The 16,688-nt window shown below is 47.9% G+C and carries 16 protein-coding genes and 2 pseudogenes; 8 read left to right on the forward strand and 10 right to left on the reverse strand.

Going from position 1 to position 16,688, the window contains the following annotated elements:
- Window position 1: 1 nt before the first annotated feature.
- From C7J97_RS15150 to C7J97_RS00950, 5 genes are read right to left on the reverse strand one after another with little or no spacing between them, the layout of a single operon-like run.
- Window positions 2–175, reverse strand: coding sequence for a hypothetical protein (locus C7J97_RS15150; RefSeq protein WP_207657553.1), 174 nt, complete (start codon window positions 173–175; stop codon window positions 2–4).
- Complete coding sequence (locus C7J97_RS00935; protein ID WP_170126611.1) at window positions 172–1,338, reverse strand: restriction endonuclease subunit S; 1,167 nt, start codon at window positions 1,336–1,338, stop codon at window positions 172–174. Before C7J97_RS00935 ends, C7J97_RS15150 begins: the two co-directional genes overlap by 4 nt.
- Window positions 1,339–1,381: 43 nt before the next feature.
- Complete coding sequence (locus tag C7J97_RS00940; RefSeq protein ID WP_113991769.1) at window positions 1,382–1,999, reverse strand: DUF4145 domain-containing protein; 618 nt, start codon at window positions 1,997–1,999, stop codon at window positions 1,382–1,384.
- Window positions 2,000–2,031: 32 nt separating this feature from the next.
- Window positions 2,032–3,579: a type I restriction-modification system subunit M gene (locus tag C7J97_RS00945; RefSeq protein ID WP_181823386.1), complete on the reverse strand. Its 1,548-nt coding sequence runs from the start codon at window positions 3,577–3,579 to the stop codon at window positions 2,032–2,034.
- A gap of 5 nt (window positions 3,580–3,584) precedes the next feature.
- The gene (locus C7J97_RS00950; RefSeq protein WP_113991771.1) at window positions 3,585–4,172 is read right to left on the reverse strand and encodes a restriction endonuclease subunit S domain-containing protein; all 588 of its coding nucleotides are present in this window, start codon (window positions 4,170–4,172) and stop codon (window positions 3,585–3,587) included.
- A gap of 352 nt (window positions 4,173–4,524) precedes the next feature.
- Here C7J97_RS00950 and C7J97_RS00955 point away from each other — a divergent pair, with 352 nt between their 5' ends.
- From C7J97_RS00955 to C7J97_RS00990, 7 genes and pseudogenes are all read left to right on the forward strand, one after another.
- Window positions 4,525–5,004 carry a ParB N-terminal domain-containing protein gene (locus C7J97_RS00955; RefSeq protein ID WP_113991772.1) on the forward strand — a complete coding sequence of 160 codons (480 nt, stop codon included), beginning with the start codon at window positions 4,525–4,527 and terminating at the stop codon, window positions 5,002–5,004.
- Window positions 5,005–5,103: 99 nt separating this feature from the next.
- Window positions 5,104–5,385 (forward strand): hypothetical protein, encoded by a 282-nt coding sequence (locus C7J97_RS00960; RefSeq protein ID WP_113991773.1) that lies wholly within the window; start codon window positions 5,104–5,106, stop codon window positions 5,383–5,385.
- Window positions 5,386–5,474: 89 nt separating this feature from the next.
- A pseudogene (locus tag C7J97_RS00965) lies at window positions 5,475–5,699 on the forward strand (ATP-binding protein); the annotation flags it as partial.
- 16 nt (window positions 5,700–5,715) lie between these two features.
- Window positions 5,716–6,006, forward strand: a complete 291-nt coding sequence (locus tag C7J97_RS00970) for a helix-turn-helix domain-containing protein (RefSeq protein ID WP_113991774.1) — start codon at window positions 5,716–5,718, stop codon at window positions 6,004–6,006.
- Window positions 6,007–6,021: 15 nt separating this feature from the next.
- On the forward strand, window positions 6,022–7,407 hold the full coding sequence (locus C7J97_RS00975; protein ID WP_113991775.1) for a site-specific integrase: 1,386 nt from the start codon (window positions 6,022–6,024) through the stop codon (window positions 7,405–7,407).
- Between the two features lie 466 nt (window positions 7,408–7,873).
- Complete coding sequence (locus tag C7J97_RS00985) at window positions 7,874–8,122, forward strand: DUF6061 family protein (protein ID WP_097780442.1); 249 nt, start codon at window positions 7,874–7,876, stop codon at window positions 8,120–8,122.
- A gap of 443 nt (window positions 8,123–8,565) precedes the next feature.
- Window positions 8,566–10,368, forward strand: coding sequence for a DUF4365 domain-containing protein (locus tag C7J97_RS00990; protein ID WP_113991776.1), 1,803 nt, complete (start codon window positions 8,566–8,568; stop codon window positions 10,366–10,368).
- A 54-nt stretch (window positions 10,369–10,422) separates the two neighbouring features.
- Here the strand turns inward: C7J97_RS00990 and C7J97_RS00995 are convergent, their stop codons facing one another.
- Window positions 10,423–11,037 carry a PBECR4 domain-containing protein gene (locus C7J97_RS00995; protein ID WP_242983405.1) on the reverse strand — a complete coding sequence of 205 codons (615 nt, stop codon included), beginning with the start codon at window positions 11,035–11,037 and terminating at the stop codon, window positions 10,423–10,425.
- A 304-nt stretch (window positions 11,038–11,341) separates the two neighbouring features.
- Between C7J97_RS00995 and C7J97_RS15315 the strand changes: the two are divergent.
- A pseudogene (locus tag C7J97_RS15315) lies at window positions 11,342–11,508 on the forward strand (DUF6061 family protein); the annotation flags it as partial.
- A gap of 73 nt (window positions 11,509–11,581) precedes the next feature.
- On the opposite strand, the gene C7J97_RS01000 reads toward C7J97_RS15315, so the two are convergent.
- The 4 genes from C7J97_RS01000 to C7J97_RS01015 all read right to left on the reverse strand — a co-directional run bounded on the left by C7J97_RS01000 (window position 11,582) and on the right by C7J97_RS01015 (window position 16,445).
- Entirely contained in the window at window positions 11,582–13,936 is a 2,355-nt protein-coding gene (locus C7J97_RS01000; protein ID WP_113991778.1) for an ABC transporter permease, read from the reverse strand.
- Window positions 13,933–14,616 carry an ABC transporter ATP-binding protein gene (locus C7J97_RS01005; RefSeq protein WP_005942816.1) on the reverse strand — a complete coding sequence of 228 codons (684 nt, stop codon included), beginning with the start codon at window positions 14,614–14,616 and terminating at the stop codon, window positions 13,933–13,935. Before C7J97_RS01005 ends, C7J97_RS01000 begins: the two co-directional genes overlap by 4 nt.
- 101 nt (window positions 14,617–14,717) lie before the next feature.
- Entirely contained in the window at window positions 14,718–15,755 is a 1,038-nt protein-coding gene (locus C7J97_RS01010; protein WP_113991779.1) for a HAMP domain-containing sensor histidine kinase, read from the reverse strand.
- A gap of 9 nt (window positions 15,756–15,764) precedes the next feature.
- The gene (locus tag C7J97_RS01015; RefSeq protein ID WP_005942822.1) at window positions 15,765–16,445 is read right to left on the reverse strand and encodes a response regulator transcription factor; all 681 of its coding nucleotides are present in this window, start codon (window positions 16,443–16,445) and stop codon (window positions 15,765–15,767) included.
- Between the last annotated feature and the right edge of the window lie 243 nt (window positions 16,446–16,688).

Below are 16,688 nucleotides of genomic sequence, written 5' to 3' on the forward strand. Positions count from 1 at the left end.
TTTAGCACCTCCAAACAATTAACAGCGCCTCTATGGACGACATCAACTCAATCGGATTCCTTGCCTGATCAATTGTTGCCTTTATAATTTCTTTTTGTGTTTCGGTCAGGGGGCGATTTGTTCGGTCAACAATTTGCTTGCATAGTTCTTTGTATGTTTTTTCTTCTAATGTCATATTCGCACGCTCACTTTCCCGGTCAGCAGCAACTGCATCAGCGCCTTTTTCTTCTGCTTTTCAGCCTCGATGGATTTTTGGAGCAGGTCAATTTCGTGGTCGGCAGTGCTTAAGATTTGAACGATTGCTCTTTGTTCAGCCACCTTTGAAGGGATGGACACGCTGATCTTTTTAAAATTCTCATATTTCAAATTTCTTGTATCATCTACAAGTCCTTGGGAAAAACGGTAAAAAGAAAAAATCACAGACTGTGTCTTAAAAAGATATGCAAAATAGCGTGAATATACACCCTCCATCGGTGCGAGAATGGTATATGCCGGGCTTACAATACCTTCATACTCCGAATAGGCAGAAACGCCTTGCCACATCCGCATGGTATTGTAACCAATATCGCCTGGGCAAATTCTTAGATATTTTGATTTGTCTTCACTCGAATTGTCTTTTAAATCAAGACAGTCCCTAGGCAAAATTCCTCTTGTGCTTGTTATTGCAAGGAGACCAAGATCACTTCGATTGATTTCAACTCGATTTTCAAATAACTCACCGAGCTGTTTTCTCGTCCATTTCTCACAAAATCCCGGCAGCCGCTTTTTCCCGGTCAACAACTGCTGCATCAGATATTTTTTCTGCTGCTGTTTTTGAGCAAGGAGCTTTTCTTTTAGCTCAATCACTTTGTCCTGTGTGGAGAGGATAGTAGCGATTTTTTGCTGTTCGGGAAGGGGCGGCAGCTGACAAGTGATGGGCGTAAACGAATCCCAATACAAGCGAAGCCGAAAATCGGTGACACCGTAAGACTGTCGATGGATTGCATGGATCATTCGGGGCGTTTTCATGCAGTAGTCCATGTACTCCGGCCATATTTTTTCATTAGGTTTTGCCACGATATACGCTGGACTTACAAGTCCAGCCGACCTTACAACGCCAATGGCTCCTTGCCATGCACGCATCATGTTGAAAACAAGATCCCCCTTGCGAGCAGTCTTATACTGAGTTTTATCGGCGATTCGTTTTACCTTTTTTCCAAGCTTGTCTTCATCCAGTTCACCTTCGGAAACTCCTGTATGAATGGATACTGTTAAAATTGGAAGCAACGGGTCGCCCTTTTCTTTTCGTTCCGTGTAAAGTTCACCGAGCGAGTAAGTGTGTACTATAGGTTGTTGCATGATTGTCAGCCTTCCATATTTGGTAGAATCATTTACGATTCGTTTATTCCTCAAGCTCATTCGGCAACTCATAGATAAACATTAAAAGTGATGATAAAAATGTTATAACCCTTTTGGTCTCTTCTTTTTCCTTTATGACAATTTCATGATTGGCAACATTACCTGTTTTTCGGATATAGTCTACCCACTTTTTTCCGTTTGGTGGAATAAAGTTGCGTTCCTCCAAATAGTTCACATACTTGGCAAACGAAAGTCCTTCAACAGACCCTTGTTCCACGGCAATATGCATCAGCAGTGTTCTCGCAATCATCTGCGAAGCTGTATAACATTGATTCGCATAACAAGTACGGCATTCATCATACAGTTTCGCTATACTATCCGGAAGATTCTTGATAGTTCTTCCCCAAAGCTCTCCTGGAATAGTTTCCTCGGTTTCAGTATAAAAGATTGTGGGGCAGCCACATAATGGACATTCATAAATTGTAGCCAAACATGTTCCATAGCTGGACGGCGCATTATCCGCACGATAAATCATGTTAAATCCACTATTTGGAGCAACAGTGTTTTCACAGTATCCACACTTAATAGATCGCACTTTAATTCCATCCGATTGCGAAAAATGAATATGGCTCGCATCGTAATTTTTGAAGAAATTTTTCATTTACTTTGTCCTTTTTCAAATTAATGTATCCATTACAGCCCCAGCTCATCCAGATACTTTTTCATCTGCTCCTGTACCTGTGCCAGCTCAGCTTCGATATCCGCAATATTTTTCTTCACCGCCTGAATATCCACCGGAGCTTCCTCTTCAAAAGTATCCACATAGCGGGGAATGTTCAGATTATAGTCGTTCTCCCGGATTTCATCCAGCGTCGCACGATAGCTGTACTTCGGCGTGGTTTCACGCTTTTTGTAGGCATCCACAATTTTCTGGATGTCCGTGTCTCGCAGAAGGTTCTGGTTCTTGCCTTTCTCGAAGTTGCCCTCTGCGGAAGCGTCGATGAACAGAACATTATCGACACCTCGGCTAATGCGATCCTTGCGGAACACCAGAATGCAGGCCGGAATACCCGTGCCATAAAACAGGTTGGCAGGCAGACCGATCACAGCATCCAGAAGGTTGTGTTCAACAATCTGGCGGCGAATTTTGCCCTCGCTCGCACCACGGAACAGTACACCGTGGGGCAGCACGACAGCCATTCGGCCATGACTGTGGTCAAGGCTGTTGAGCATATGCAGAACAAAAGCATAATCACCCTTGGAAGATGGTGGAACGCCCCAATCAAAGCGCCCCCATGGATCCAGAGAAGCGTTCATTTTTTCCGGCTTTTTTCCCTTGGCATCCAGAACCGCATTGGAAAGGAAGCCGCTGTCCCATTTGTCCAAACTGAATGGCGGGTTTGCTACAATGCACTGGAACAACATTAGATTATCGTTTTCGATGTTCTGCGGATTGCTCAGGGTATCGCCCTGCCAGATGCGGGCATCGTCTACCTCGTGCAGGAACATATTCATCTTGCACAGAGCCCATGTCTGTGCGTTTAATTCCTGACCGTAAACTGCCACTTTTCCGTCCGGCACGCGCTTGCATGCCTTGAGCAGGAGACCACCGCTGCCGCAGGTCGGGTCATAGATACGGTCATTTTCCTGCGGATCTACCAATGCCGCTGCCAGTTCGGAGACCTTGCTCGGCGTAAAGAACTCTCCGCCCTTCTTGCCGGCGTCCGAAGCAAAGTTGCCGATCATATATTCGTAGGCATCACCGATAATGTCAGAACCGTCCAGCGCAGAAGAACGCAGGTCAAGTCCGTGGAAGTCTTCCAGCAGGTTGCAGAGGGTCGCATTTTTTGCCTTGATGTCTGTACCAAAGTCCACATTGGAGTTGAAATCGATGGAGCGAAACACGTTCCGAAGCTTGCTGCTGTTATGATCTTCAATAGAAGCCAGTGCCGTGTTGATCTTCAGCCCGATTTCGGAATCATGGCGATTTTTATAAAGGTACCCAAACGTAGATGTATCATCCAGCTTAAAACGCTCACGGCTCATGGCACGCTCGACACGGCGTTCATCACCGTCGTATTGCTCCCGGTATTGCTCTCGCTTTTCCTCCGAAACGTCGCTCAGATATTTTACGAACAGCATGGAAAGAATGTAGTCCTTATAACGGGAACTGTCAATTTTACCGCGAAAGCTGTCGCAGGCGTTCCAAAGAACGCGTTCGATTTCTGATTTTGTCGTCATAGTCGTTATCCTTTCCTCTGTGCGTAATTCATTTGTTCCAGCATCGCCTCATAGCAGCTTCGCTTTTCAGCTTCCAACTTACGCAGAAGGCGTAGTTCCTGCTGTGCCAGCAAGCGAAGCGCTTCCATCTGGCGTTGTATTTCCGGCGATGGCAGCTGAAGCTCCAAGCGGCAAAAATACCTTGCGTTTACGGAGCTGATCATACTTTTTGTGGTATTTTGATAGATCTGCCTTTTTGCCTTCGGCGTGTTCAGATACCAATAAAGATACCCCGGCATAAGCTCTGTTCCCCGAATGCGAATTACGACAAAATTCGACGTGATCACCAAGTTGCGTGTGGTGTCGTCAATCAAAACTGCTGTGTAGGGGGCAGTCAAGCGCACTACAATGTCATTTGGCTGCGTCAGATAGTCCATGGACAATGGTTCTTTCGCAAAGTACGGCTCCAATTCAGCAGGATCAATCTCGCCTTCCGCTTTTACCGCCCGTAGACTAAGCTGGTGGTATCGTATCGCCTGCGGGGAGTCGGAGCTTGCCTGTTTTCGAGAAAGGACAAGTCCGCTACGGATATCTGCAATTTCTCCAAGATTCATTTCACACCTCAGTTGTCACGTGCAATAAAGAACAAAAGCTTTTGAAAAAGAAAGCCAGAGCGGATTTCACTCTGTCATTGGGCTAAGTATACTCTGCTTTGATTATCAATGTCAAGTGCTTTTTACAAATTCATTTGTCATAATTTAAAATAACATCATTTTGGACTTATCAAATTTCACCGTTTCCCTGATCTGACCCACATGACACTATAGCATCGTAGAATCAGGTCGGATTTTTATTTTTGCTTCATTGTATACAATACATGGACTAAGAGGGTGGGTAACATGGACTACGAGTCCATAAACTTTTTCCGCAGAAACCGGTACACTGTTGTCAAAGGAGGCGAACAATATGCTGAAACTAAGCAGTCTCAAAATAGACCCCGAGTTTTCCGCTCAAATTTTGCCGCTGAGTTTTGATGAACTCCAGCAGCTTAAAATGAACATGATTCGAGACGGAAAGCTCACAGACCCGATCATTGTGTGGAACAAAACCATTCTGGACGGGCACACCCGCTACCGCATCCTGAAAAAGCACGGCTTTATCAAGTTTGAAGTGGAAGAAATCCAACTTGCGAACAAGTACGAAGCGCTTGCATGGATCTGCAAAAATCAGCTTGGCCGCAGAAATCTCAGCCCGGAACGAAAGAAGTTTCTTCTGGGCAAAGAGTATGAATCAACCAAGCTGGCAGTGGGCGGGCAGCCCGGAAATTGCAATAAAGTAAATCGATGTGATCAAAATGATCACATCGATTCAGAAAAACGCACTTGCGAACGAATCGCCGTAGAACATGGTGTTGGGTCTGCGACGGTACGACGTGCCGAAAAGTGAGCGAGATAAGCAGCTTGCTTCCTCTACGAAAAGCCCTTCCGTGAAGGTCGAATCTTTTGATGATGACGGAAGTCGATTTCTGATCGGCATTTCCAAAAAATGCAAGGGCACAAAAGGGCACTGACCGAAAGTGATCAAAAAGCCCTGAAAAAATCTGTTGAAGCACCTGCGGATCATTCCATCCACATCGCTGCGATTGAAGGTGCTTATGACGCCTTTATCGAGAATTGGGAACTCACGTTTCGTGAGTACCCAGATCTTCTGACAGGCCAGGAAAACTGGAAGCAAATTGAAAAGTATTCTGACAATCTGCAGCGCTATCTGGAATTTATCCGCTCGAAGCACTTGAAAATGCTGGAATCGCAGAGACAGGGAGGGTGATTGGCTTGTTTGATGATTTGACCGTTTGTACTCCGCTACCCCGGTATCTGCCATTTCCAAAGTTTTTGCTGGACGCTCAATTAAGCCCTAGCAGATACCGCAGCCAAAAACCGCTGATCGTCACCACCAACCTGCCGCTGAACGAGATACGGCATCCACAGGATACTGCTCACGCCCGCATTTATGACCGCCTTCTGGAAATGTGCGTTCCAATTTCCTGCATCGGGGCAAGTCTTCGCAAAGAGAACGCACAGAAAAAGTTGGAATCCATGAAATCGTTGATCGGCTGGTTCACTAAACGAATATGCACCTGACAAAAGGAGGACAGCAATGACCGAAACTGTGAAATCTTTGTATTATACGAAAAATATCTTGCAGACCATTCCGAATAACGATACAATGGAAGTGGTCACTCAAACCAATGCCGTCAAGTCTCCGACTGACAGCCTGAAAGCCACAACACTGGTGTACACGGTGGAAGAGATCGCGCAGATGCTGTCCATCAGCCTGCGTTCTGCCTACAACCTGTGCAACAGCACGACCGAATTTCGTGTTCTGCGGGTCGGCGGAAGCATCCGCATCCCGAAAGACCGCTTCGATGCGTGGCTCCGGGCAGCTTGAAAAAGGAGATAACGTATGGCATATATTACGAAACGCGGCAGCTCCTATGGTGTCCGCTATACTTACCAAGACGAGCAGGGTAAAAACTGCAACAAATGGGAAAGTTTTTCCACGAAAGAGGAGGCAACGAACCGAAAGAAACAGATCGAGCATGAACTGGCGGCCGGAACCTTTCTGATTCCGTCCACCATCACCGTCAAAGAGTTTTTGATGGAGTGGCTTCCCAAGCAATGCAACAAGCACAAGTGGGCACCCTGCACCTATCAATCCAATCTGGGAACCGTCCAGAACCTCATTATTCCGTATATCGGCGATATGCAGATGCAAAAGCTCAAGCCTTACCATCTGGAAGACCTGTATTCTACCCTCAGCAAAACGCCCTGCGGCCAGTATCTTGAGGGCAAAAAGCAGGTACTCTCGGAAAAACAACAGCAGCGGTTTCTCTCCGGCACGACCATCCACGAGGTACACCGCCTGCTGCGGACAGCGTTCCAGTATGCGGTGGAGTGGGGCATCCTCATCAAAAGCCCCGTTCCGGTGGACAGCCCCAAAAAGTCAATTCAAGAGCGTGCCATCTGGGATGCGGACGAGATGTGGGCCGCACTTGCCAGCATGGAGGACCCGATTCTGCATCTGGCTGTTCACCTCGCACTGGTGGGCGCACTGCGTGAGGGCGAAGTCGCTGGTCTGACCCCGGAAGATCTTGATTTTGAGGGAGTGGACGGCACCGGCACATTCCGCATCAACAAGTGTATGCAGCGTGTCCAAAAGATATCGCTGGCAAAAACGAGCAAGGACTGCATCTTGCAAGAATTTGAAGATAAGCGTGAGGGCAGTACCACAACGCTGGTGCTCAAAAAGACCAAAACAGCATCTTCCAACCGAACCATTTTCATGACAGCCGTGTTGAAAGAGGAATTGAAGCACTGGCTAAAGCGTCTGGAAATGGACGAAGCTGTTGACCCGGAACGCTACCGCAACAGTGGGATGCTCCTGCGCCTGCCCAACGGTTTGGCGGTAGAGCCGATCCTCATCCGCAAGAAGTTCATCAAGTGGCAGGACGAACACCCGGAGTTCACCCGCATCGTGTTCCATGGCCTGCGGCATTCCAGTGCCACCTACCAGCTGATGATCTCCGGCGGCGATGTGAAAGCGGTACAGGGCACAACGGGCCATGCCAGCGCTAATCTTCTGGTCAACACCTATGCACACATCCAGCAGGATTCCCGCAAAAAGCTGGGCAAAAAGTTCGAGGAAGGCTTCTACAAGCCGGGAGCAACACTTGTGCAGGCTGCCCCGGTTGAAGCAGAGCCGACCATCTCCGTGTTGGCACTGTTGGAGCTTCTGAAGGACGCAGACCCCTCTGTAAAAGCGCAGCTTCGCCTTGCTCTGCTGACCTGAATTGCAAAAAATAGCACGGATTGCAGAGTAATTCACGGACTTACTCCATCTGACACGAAAAATGCGGACCGTGCAAAAACCGTGCAGAGACCGTGCAAATGGCGTATAAAAAGAAAATCCCACGAGGAATCTTGCGATTCTTCGTGGGATTTTGGTGCGCTCGAGGGAACTCGAATCCCTGGCCCTCTGATTAAAAGAATCCAAGGTGCATCATTCGTCAAATTTTAAAAGTTCGAAGAAGCGTTATTTTTATCGCATCATCGCAAAACACGCCTTTGCACACACCGCATTGTTTGCATACAGTGTAATACTTTGCAACCGTTATCCAGCTATTCAGGTGTGCAAAAAGTGTGCAAAAATGTGCAGACGGGCAAAACAAAGCCCAATGGACAAATCAACCACCGGTTTTATGGCAGGGTTTAGGACATCCGAACAGACACCGTTTGATATAGAAATGAGGTTCACCATGAACAAACTGCTTTCCTGCCGCTTCAATATGGACACCAACCGGGTGGAAGCTCGGTTCGAGGATGGCACCACTCTTGCCATCGACTGCATCGCCGTGGAGGACGAGTACGGCAGCACCCCCGCACAGCGGGCAGAGCTGGACTGGCTGCTGTATAATAAGCCCTTGGAGTACGCCCAGCTTGTGCTGGGTGGAGAGATAGAGCGTTATCTGTCGCTTGGCTGCGACCATGGCAGACTGGAAGATTGATTACTTCGAAAGGCCATTGCCATTTGAGTACCAATTGAATATACTATAAACAGGAGAGCGGACGTCACTCCGCTGGTGTGGCTGACACCTAAAATCCGATCTGATGCAAGACGTAAGGGCTTGAGGCTGGCGGGCAGCGATAAAACCCGAAAGCGATGCAGGACATAGGAGCCTGAGGTTGGCGGACAACGATAAAATCAGTCACAAGGGACATCGGACAGCACCACGGTGTTGTAGATGCCCCTTTTATTTCTGCTCAACTCGCTACCGATAGCAGACCTATTCCATTATCTTCCATAAATTCAGTTTTTGTCAAGACTATCACAATTTCAAGATTTTTCAGATGTTTTGTTAATTTTTCTGATTTTAGGTGTATAATCAGTACAAACAAGAAACTGCACTCTCATGCATATTTCTGCAATCACCTTATCTGGAGGTCTAATATGGATTCTGAAAAGATTGCTACAAATCATGTTGAACTTGCCATAAGCAAAACGGGTCACTTGGTTTCTCACATCAATTCCAATGATAAAGAGCCCTCATGGGATGGAGATGTAGAAGTCTATAAAAAGTCCGGCCACGTTCATGCAAAAGCTGACTTGATTTTAAAAGTACCTGTTCAGGTCAAAGGTCATATTAAACCAAATCTAAAGAAAAAGAGCATAAAGTATTCTATCCAATATTCTGATTTAAGAAACTATCTTTATGTTGGAGGAACCATCTTTTTTGTCGTGTATTTCGATAAGGAAGATGAGCATTATACTATATACTATGTTGGACTTCTTCCGTTCGACCTCAAAAAAATGCTCAAGGACTATAAAGGAGATTTCTCTAAATGCAAAAGCATTGAATTAAAAGTTTTTCCGACCAAAAAAGAAGATATCGATGATATCTTCCTTAATTTCGCGCATCACATGAATAGGCAACGCGCCGCTATCAATAGCGCGCTCTTATCCTTCGATTCAGACTTACCCACCAACACTATTTCTCTAGGCTATTCTACTAGTGCAGCAAAACATTACGATTTGCCCCTTGATTATTTTTTTGACCACGAAACTTACATTTATGCTGTTCTCCCTCAAAAAGTCGAACTGCCCATTGCTCATCTTGACCGTATTGAGTTATTTTCGTTTACACGAGATGCTCCTATCAGCATTGATTCTAAAGTTTATTTTGAGAGTTATACTGTCACACGTTCTAAATCATCTACGGTCATTCGTTTTGGTAAGGGAATACAGATGAGTTTCAGTACAGCGCAATCCTTGCCTACAAAATTCAATTTTACTTTATCCGGAACACTATCAGAGCGTATCAAAGATGCAGAGTTTATGGTTGCTGCCCTTTCTGCCCATCACTATGAAATCAATGGTGGAAAAATCGCTTTCAGTGAAGCTGATTGTGCCAATCTTCCTACACTTCAAAAAAAGCTTTCCTTTCTTCTAGATGTGAAAAAGACGCTAGAGGCAGTTCATGCAACAGCCGACCTCGACTGTTCTTCCCTTTCTGTCACAGACAATACTAATCTTAGCATCTTGAGAGCTGCACTAATCGACAAAGAACCAATCAAGATGTGTTCAAGCCAATCGCTTCTTCGAAGCTGCCATATTGCTAATCTAGAACTTCTTTTATGGGTTGTTCCGACTGAAGAAAATAGTGAATACCATAACATCTATGATTTTAACTATGTACCACTGATATATCGCGAGTTTGACAAAAATGATAAAGAATATCCATCCACTCACTTCGTCATGTTAAATAAAGATGCAATGTTGAAGTACTGCAATATCGACTATAACGCGCTACTTGATGCCGTTCAGCACGTTCCTTTTTCCGAAGATTATTCTCATTCGCTCAATGCACTTCTTCTTGAAATGCTTAAAGCATACGATGAAAGTAAAAATAGTCGCATTGAGCTACTATCCACTGCGACTACCCTCGCGCTTTGGATTAAGGATTCTGATCCATATACAGAGCATCCGATTGCTATTCTCAACTATCTTCAGTCCGTCAAACGCTCTCGCATATTGACTTCGACTGAACAAGCCGAAATTCTTTCTCTTATTGAAGTAGCCCAAGACAATGAGTCTATTTACGTTGGTGCATATCTACTATTAGATAATCCTGTTGCGGCTAAAATTCACTTTGATAAGCTACCTGAAGAATCACAGAAGTTCTTTGAATCTTGTCCCATCTATCATTTTATGCCAAATGGACAACCTACCATTTCTGCTCTGACAGAAGGGTAACAAGTGATGCCCACCCGCCCATGGTTTTTCCATGAGTGAGTGGGCATCGTTTTGTTAATCGAGATTTTTCGGCAAGCGGTCATACAGAACCACCGTGTCCTGCGTTTCAATATGTACACGCTCTTTCTTCAGGAGCGTTCGAGAACGTTGGTTTGCACGGTAGTCACGGCCGCTTTCTTCAAAAGTAGAACAACACAGAAAGTCACATACCGCATTGCCGTAGGGAGATTCCCGGATAATGAACACAAAGGCAGTTGGTTCGATTCGGCTGGAAATCAGGTAATCCGCTTTGATTTTGGTCACGAACGGATAAAACTGGGGCATATAGGAGAACAAATCGAACCCCTGTTCCAGTATTTCTTTCAACCGCACCAGTGCCAGCAGACGCGGTTTCACATACTCCTGATAGAGTGTGCCCTTCTTTACCTTGTCGTAGGTGATCTTATCAGACAGAATCATATCAACCGTCTTGCGTGGACTATACCGGGGCAAGGCGATGTCTTTCAGGTAGTGGAACCCAGCAAGGTGAGGGAAGTCCTCTGGTGAAAATGTCAGCTTGATCTCGTGCAGTTCACCCTTATAGCCGTAGGTGAAAACATAGTGGTACTCAGTCAGTTCTTTCCAGACTTCTGCTGCCCGATACAAAATATCTTGCTGTTCGTCCTGCACATTTTCACCTTCCCTCAAAAAAATAGAAGCCCTGCCGAAAGGCAAGGCTCCTATTAAGCGTTTTCTTTCGATTCATCGAATCTATTCGGCTTGTGGTTATCGCTCAACCCACGGTCTGGCTCCACAATCGGCTGATACCGAACCAGTCCACTGCTTCATCGCCACCGATAGCTGGTCAATGCCGCTATCCTCTAGCTTTATTATACCACAAAAGGACGTAAGTTCAAGCGCTTAAATTTAAAAGCACTCAATCATATTATATGCTAAAGGGGTTTGGCCATTGCTACGTTTGCGAACGTCATACACTACCCTTGCCATCGACTGCATCGCCGTCGAGGACGAGTACGGCAACACCCCGGCACAGCGGGCAGAGCTGGACTGGCTGCTTTGGAGTATGCACAGATGGTACTGAGAGGGGAGATGGAGCGTTATCTGTCGCTTGGCTGTGACCACGGCAGACCGGAAGATTAAGCCCCTATAAAGAACACGATGCCCACCGACCTATGGTTTTCGCCATAAGCTGGTGGGCATCTGTTGTTCTGGCTTATAATTCACTGATGGTTGCAGTAATGGGCTGCATGAGGATTCGCCTGACCGGGTTATATACTGCCAGCACCACAGCCGCCAGCACGACTACGACAATCACGGCAAGACAGCCCCACGGCATCTGCCACGCTGCACCGAAATAATGGGTGATGAGCAGGATATACAGCTTCCGATTCAGCACAAGACCCAGCGCAATGCCCACCACAAGACCGGACACCGCATAGGTGCCAGCTTCGGCAGAGATCATGCGTTTCAGCTGTGCATCATCCATCCCGATGGCACGCAGGATGCCATACTGCTTCATTCGTGCCGACACGCTCATGGAAATGCTGTTGACGATGTTCAGAATGGTGATTCCTGCAATCACGATGAGAAACGCATAGACCACCAGATGGAACGCCCAGTAGGTGCTTTGTATCATCCGATTTCCTTCGATTCGGTTGGAAAAGACAACCTGCTTGTTTAACGTGTCGCTCAGCAGGGTGTGTATTTGTGCAATGGCTGCGTCTGCTGTGGTATCTTTTAGTTGAATATCGATCACCGCATAGCTGTTTTGCCCGGTCAGCTGACGGAAGGTTTCTTCGGTGCAGATAACAATCGGGGAATCGGTACTACTGAACGGGCTGTCGTTCAATACACCCACGACTGTGAGCTTTGCATCCTCCAGTTGAATGGTATCACCCACGGTCAGGGAGTTGCTTTTGTCGAATACCGTCAGCACAGGGTATGTGCCATCCTCCGGCTCCTGCGGAAGGATTCCTCCAATCAGGTCTTTTTTCGCCCAGCCAAACTGTATCGTATCGTATGAAATCAGGTCGATGGACCCCTGTTTTCCCTGATATTCCGCCGGGAGCGGGCAATACATCCGCCCGAATGCGTGTTTGACTTCCGGCAGAGCTTCCAGCTGCTCCACCAGCACCGGGTCAAGGACATTTTGCCCGGATGTTTCAGCCACCGATAAGTCCGGTGTGTAGGGCCGCAACGGATTCAGCGCAAATCCAACCCATCGAAGCAAAACCGAAAAGCTCAAAAACAGGAGAATGCTTAACGCAAAGGAACCTGTCATCAGAAGCAAGTTCTTTTGGGACGAGGTTGCATGGCTCACGCCCAAAGAAAGCTCTGCACGACTTCCAAACAACCGGGCATGACGCGGAAAATCCGCTGCATTTTCCACCGCATTCCCAGTTGCTGCTGTGATCGGAGAAGCTTTTGCCGCCCGCCGTGCCGGAGAAGATGCCGCGAACCAAACCGTGATAAGTCCCAGCGCGGAACCACAGATAATACCGACCGGGCTGATGCCAAGCACTGGTAAAGAGCTGAACTCCTCGCCGATAAATCCACGCAGAAAGGAACACAATCCCCATGTGGAAACGATTCCCAGCACACATCCTGCTGGAACAGCAGTTTTACACCAGAAAAGAGCTTCCAGCCGGACAAGCATCCGAACCTGATTTTTTCCTGCCCCAAGACAACGCAGCATTCCATAATAGCTGGTACGCTGCGCTACATTGCTGTTGATGCTGCCTGTAATCATAAAAATTCCGGCAAGGACGACCATGCCAGCCAACACAGCCGCTACCGCATATAAGCCTACAATATAATCGTTGTTGCTGCTTGCGTTCAACGCCATCAGGTAAGTATTTTCGGAGATTTTTTCTTCTGAAATTCCGTACTTGTTTTCGATGTTCACAATGGACTGCCGCAAATTGGTACGTGGCTTGAACTGGATGAAATACTGTGTTTCAAAGGATTCTTCTACCTGTGCGGCAATCTGAGAAAATGTACTGCGGTTCATCACCAGCACAACAGCATCATACTGGTTCGCATCGGAGGTATCCTCATTGAAACCTGCGACAGTAAGCGAAATGGTCTGTCCATCCGGGAGCGTCAGCGGAATCGCTGTACCGACCGTAACATCCAGCCAATCCCGGATGTTTGCTGTCACGAGCACTTCGCCATCCGCCGGGGCAGTGCTGCACTGCATTCCCGGAAAGATTTGAAGGATCGCATCATCTGCTCCTACCAGTGCGGCACGTTTATCTCCGGCAAAATAGTTTTCCGTAAGGGAAGCGTTGATGTCGCTATACGCCGAAAATGCAGCAACATCCTCCTGTGCGGCAAGCTCTGCGGCTGTTTCAGGGGAGATGTCCTTTACCATGATATGCCAGTTTCCGTTTTTGTTCAGCTGGTTTGAGGTTTCCATCCGAATCGCCATATCTGCCATACTGAACACCGCCGTGACCAGAAACACCGCAAGGACGATGCACAAAATCGTCATACGGTTCTGTCGTCTGCGTACCTTGGCAGAAATCGGGATCAGGCTCAGATAGCTTTTCATTTCTGTGCTGCTCATTCCCGGCACCTCCCAAAATCGGTCAGGCAGCCGTCCGATACCTGCAACACCCGGTCTGCCGTCTGCGCAATGCTGCGGTTGTGGGTGATCATCAGGATGGTCTGCTCGTATTTCCGGGATGTTTCTTTTAGCAGGGCAATGACCTCGCTGGTGTTCTGGGTGTCCAGATTGCCGGTCGGCTCATCCGCCAAAATCAGGGAAGGGCGGGTCATCAGGGCGCGGCCAATGGCTACCCGTTGCTGCTGCCCACCGGAAAGCTGACTTGGCAGATGCTTCCGACGGTCTTTCAGATTCAGCACGGTCAGCAGTTCTTCCAGATATGCTCTGTCCGGCTTTTGGTAGTCCAGCAGCACCGGGAACAGGATGTTCTGTTCTACGGTCAGTTCCGGGATGAGGTTGAATGCCTGAAAGATAAAACCGATATTGCGGCGGCGGAAGATCGTCAGCTCCCGGTCTTTCATGGCAAAAACATCCTTGCCATCAATCAGCACCTTGCCGGAAGTCGGCGTATCCAGTCCGCCAATCAGGTTGAGCAGGGTGCTTTTGCCGGAGCCGGATTCGCCAACGACCGCCACATATTCGCCTTTCGGCACTGAAAAGCTAACATCTTTCAGCGCATGGACAGCGGTTTCTCCGCTGCCGTAGGTCTTGCAGAGATGGTTGACTTCTAATAGTTCCATAGTGTATCCCTCACTTTGCAGGTTCCTTCGATTCAGACGGATTATCTCTGTCTGTGCAGAAAAGGATAACACGTCAACCTTACTGCAAGCCTACACGCAGCCTACAATTTTGTAGGAATCGGAAAATTCAGAGTAAAGGTCGTGCCCTTTCCCAGCTCGCTGTCTACTTCAATGGTGCCGTGATGGGCTTCCACAACGGCTTTTGCCAGCGGCAGACCCAGCCCGATGCCCTGTGTATCCTGAGAAAAGCGGCTGCGATAAAACCGTTTGAAGATATGGTACAAATCTTCCGGGTGGATGCCGCTGCCGTTGTCGCGCACTTTGATCTGAACCATGGACGGCAGTGCATTCCACTCTACCTGAATCGTATCTCCGCTCTTTGTGTGGTCAAGGGCATTCTTTACAAGATTGTCCACAGCTTCCTGCATCCAGTCACGGTCGCACCAAAGTGTAACCACCTCTGAGCCGGACAGAACAAGCTTTTTCTGCTCCTGCTCTGCACGATAGTTATACTGCCGCGCGATGTCCTGCACCATTTCAGCAACATTTTCGTTTTTCTTCTCCAAGACGACCGAACCGGCATCCAGCCGGGTGATTTTGAGCAGATTCTGCACCAGCGTTTCGATGCGGTCCAACTCCTGTTCGGACAGGTCTGCAAACTCTTTGACCTCCGGCGGCGAAACAGCTTCGTCCTGAAGCAGACCGTTGTAGATATTCAACGCCGCCAGCGGTGTTTTGAGCTGGTGCGAAATATCTGCAATGGTATTTTTCAAAAAACGCTTCTCCCGCTGCTCGTTGTCTGCGTGTGCGTTCAGAACTGCCGCCAATGCATTAACGGAGTGAAACAGACGGTAAAGTTCTCCCTCCCGGTCGCAGTCCAGTCGTGCATCCGGGTTGCCATCCAGACAGCTTTGAATTTGCTGGACTGCCTGTTCCAGAAGCGCGCTCTGCCTTTGGAAATAGCGAAAAAGCACGCCCCAGAGACAGCCGCCCAGAAGCAGAAAAACCAATAGTAACCCGAAAGAAAATACATGCGTCGTATGCCATACGATGCCCTGCGTGAGAGCCAATGCCACCGCCCAGACCGCCAGCACGGCTTGGAACAAAATCCGGATTTCCCGGTTTGCGAATACTTTCATACGGCACCTTTATCCATTCCATTTATAGCCCATGCCGCGGACAGTCAGCAGCATCTGCGGTTTGCCGGGGTCGTCCTCAATCTTCATCCGCAGCCGCCGGATATACACTGTTAAGGCACTGCTGTCAATGTAATCCCCATCGCAGTCCCACAGTGCATCCAGAATTTGTTCCTTGGATAGCACGGCATTCGGATGCTGCATAAAGAAGCAGAGCAGCTTGTACTCTGCGCCGGTCAGTTCCAGCAAGATTCCGTTTTTGTACGCCTGTCCCTGCAACAGCCGGACGGTGATGCTGCCCGATTCCAGCACGGGTTCTCCTGCGCTGGACGCATTTGCACGGCGAAGCAGTGCATTGACCCGCGACAACAGGACACCCAGCTTGAACGGCTTGGTCAGGTAATCATCCCCGCCCAGTTCCAGTCCCATGATGATATTCATTTCCTCATCCGAAGCGGTCAGGAACAGAATCGGCACGTTGGATGTGCGCCGCACCTTCTGGCAGAAATCGAAGCCAGAGCCATCCGGCAGGGAAACATCCAGCACCAGCAGGTCATATTTTCTGTCTGACCACAGCACCTCGGCTTCTGCCAGCGTCCGGGCTGTATCCAGTGCAAAGCCCTGTTTCTTGAATGCAAAGGTCAGCCCACTGATCAGGCTCAGATCATCTTCCAAAAGGAACAGTTTTCTCATGATTTCCTCTCTTTTCCGCGTTTTGTGTGTCCTACAGGTTCAAAAGCATTATAAGTTTTTTCTGCGAACATTACAATGTGCGAAACGGAAATTGTTTCTTGCTGTGTGTTAAATATAAGTCCTACTATCACTGCTTTACTGCAATAAAATTTGCAAAGCCATCTTGACGCTCGCTGCAATCCATGATACCCTTTATCGCAAATCCCACCGAGCTTGTCGGGGCAACGCCCCTCCATCTTGCTT

The organism is Faecalibacterium prausnitzii (assembly GCF_003324185.1).
GTDB classification, from domain to species: domain Bacteria; phylum Bacillota; class Clostridia; order Oscillospirales; family Ruminococcaceae; genus Faecalibacterium; species Faecalibacterium prausnitzii.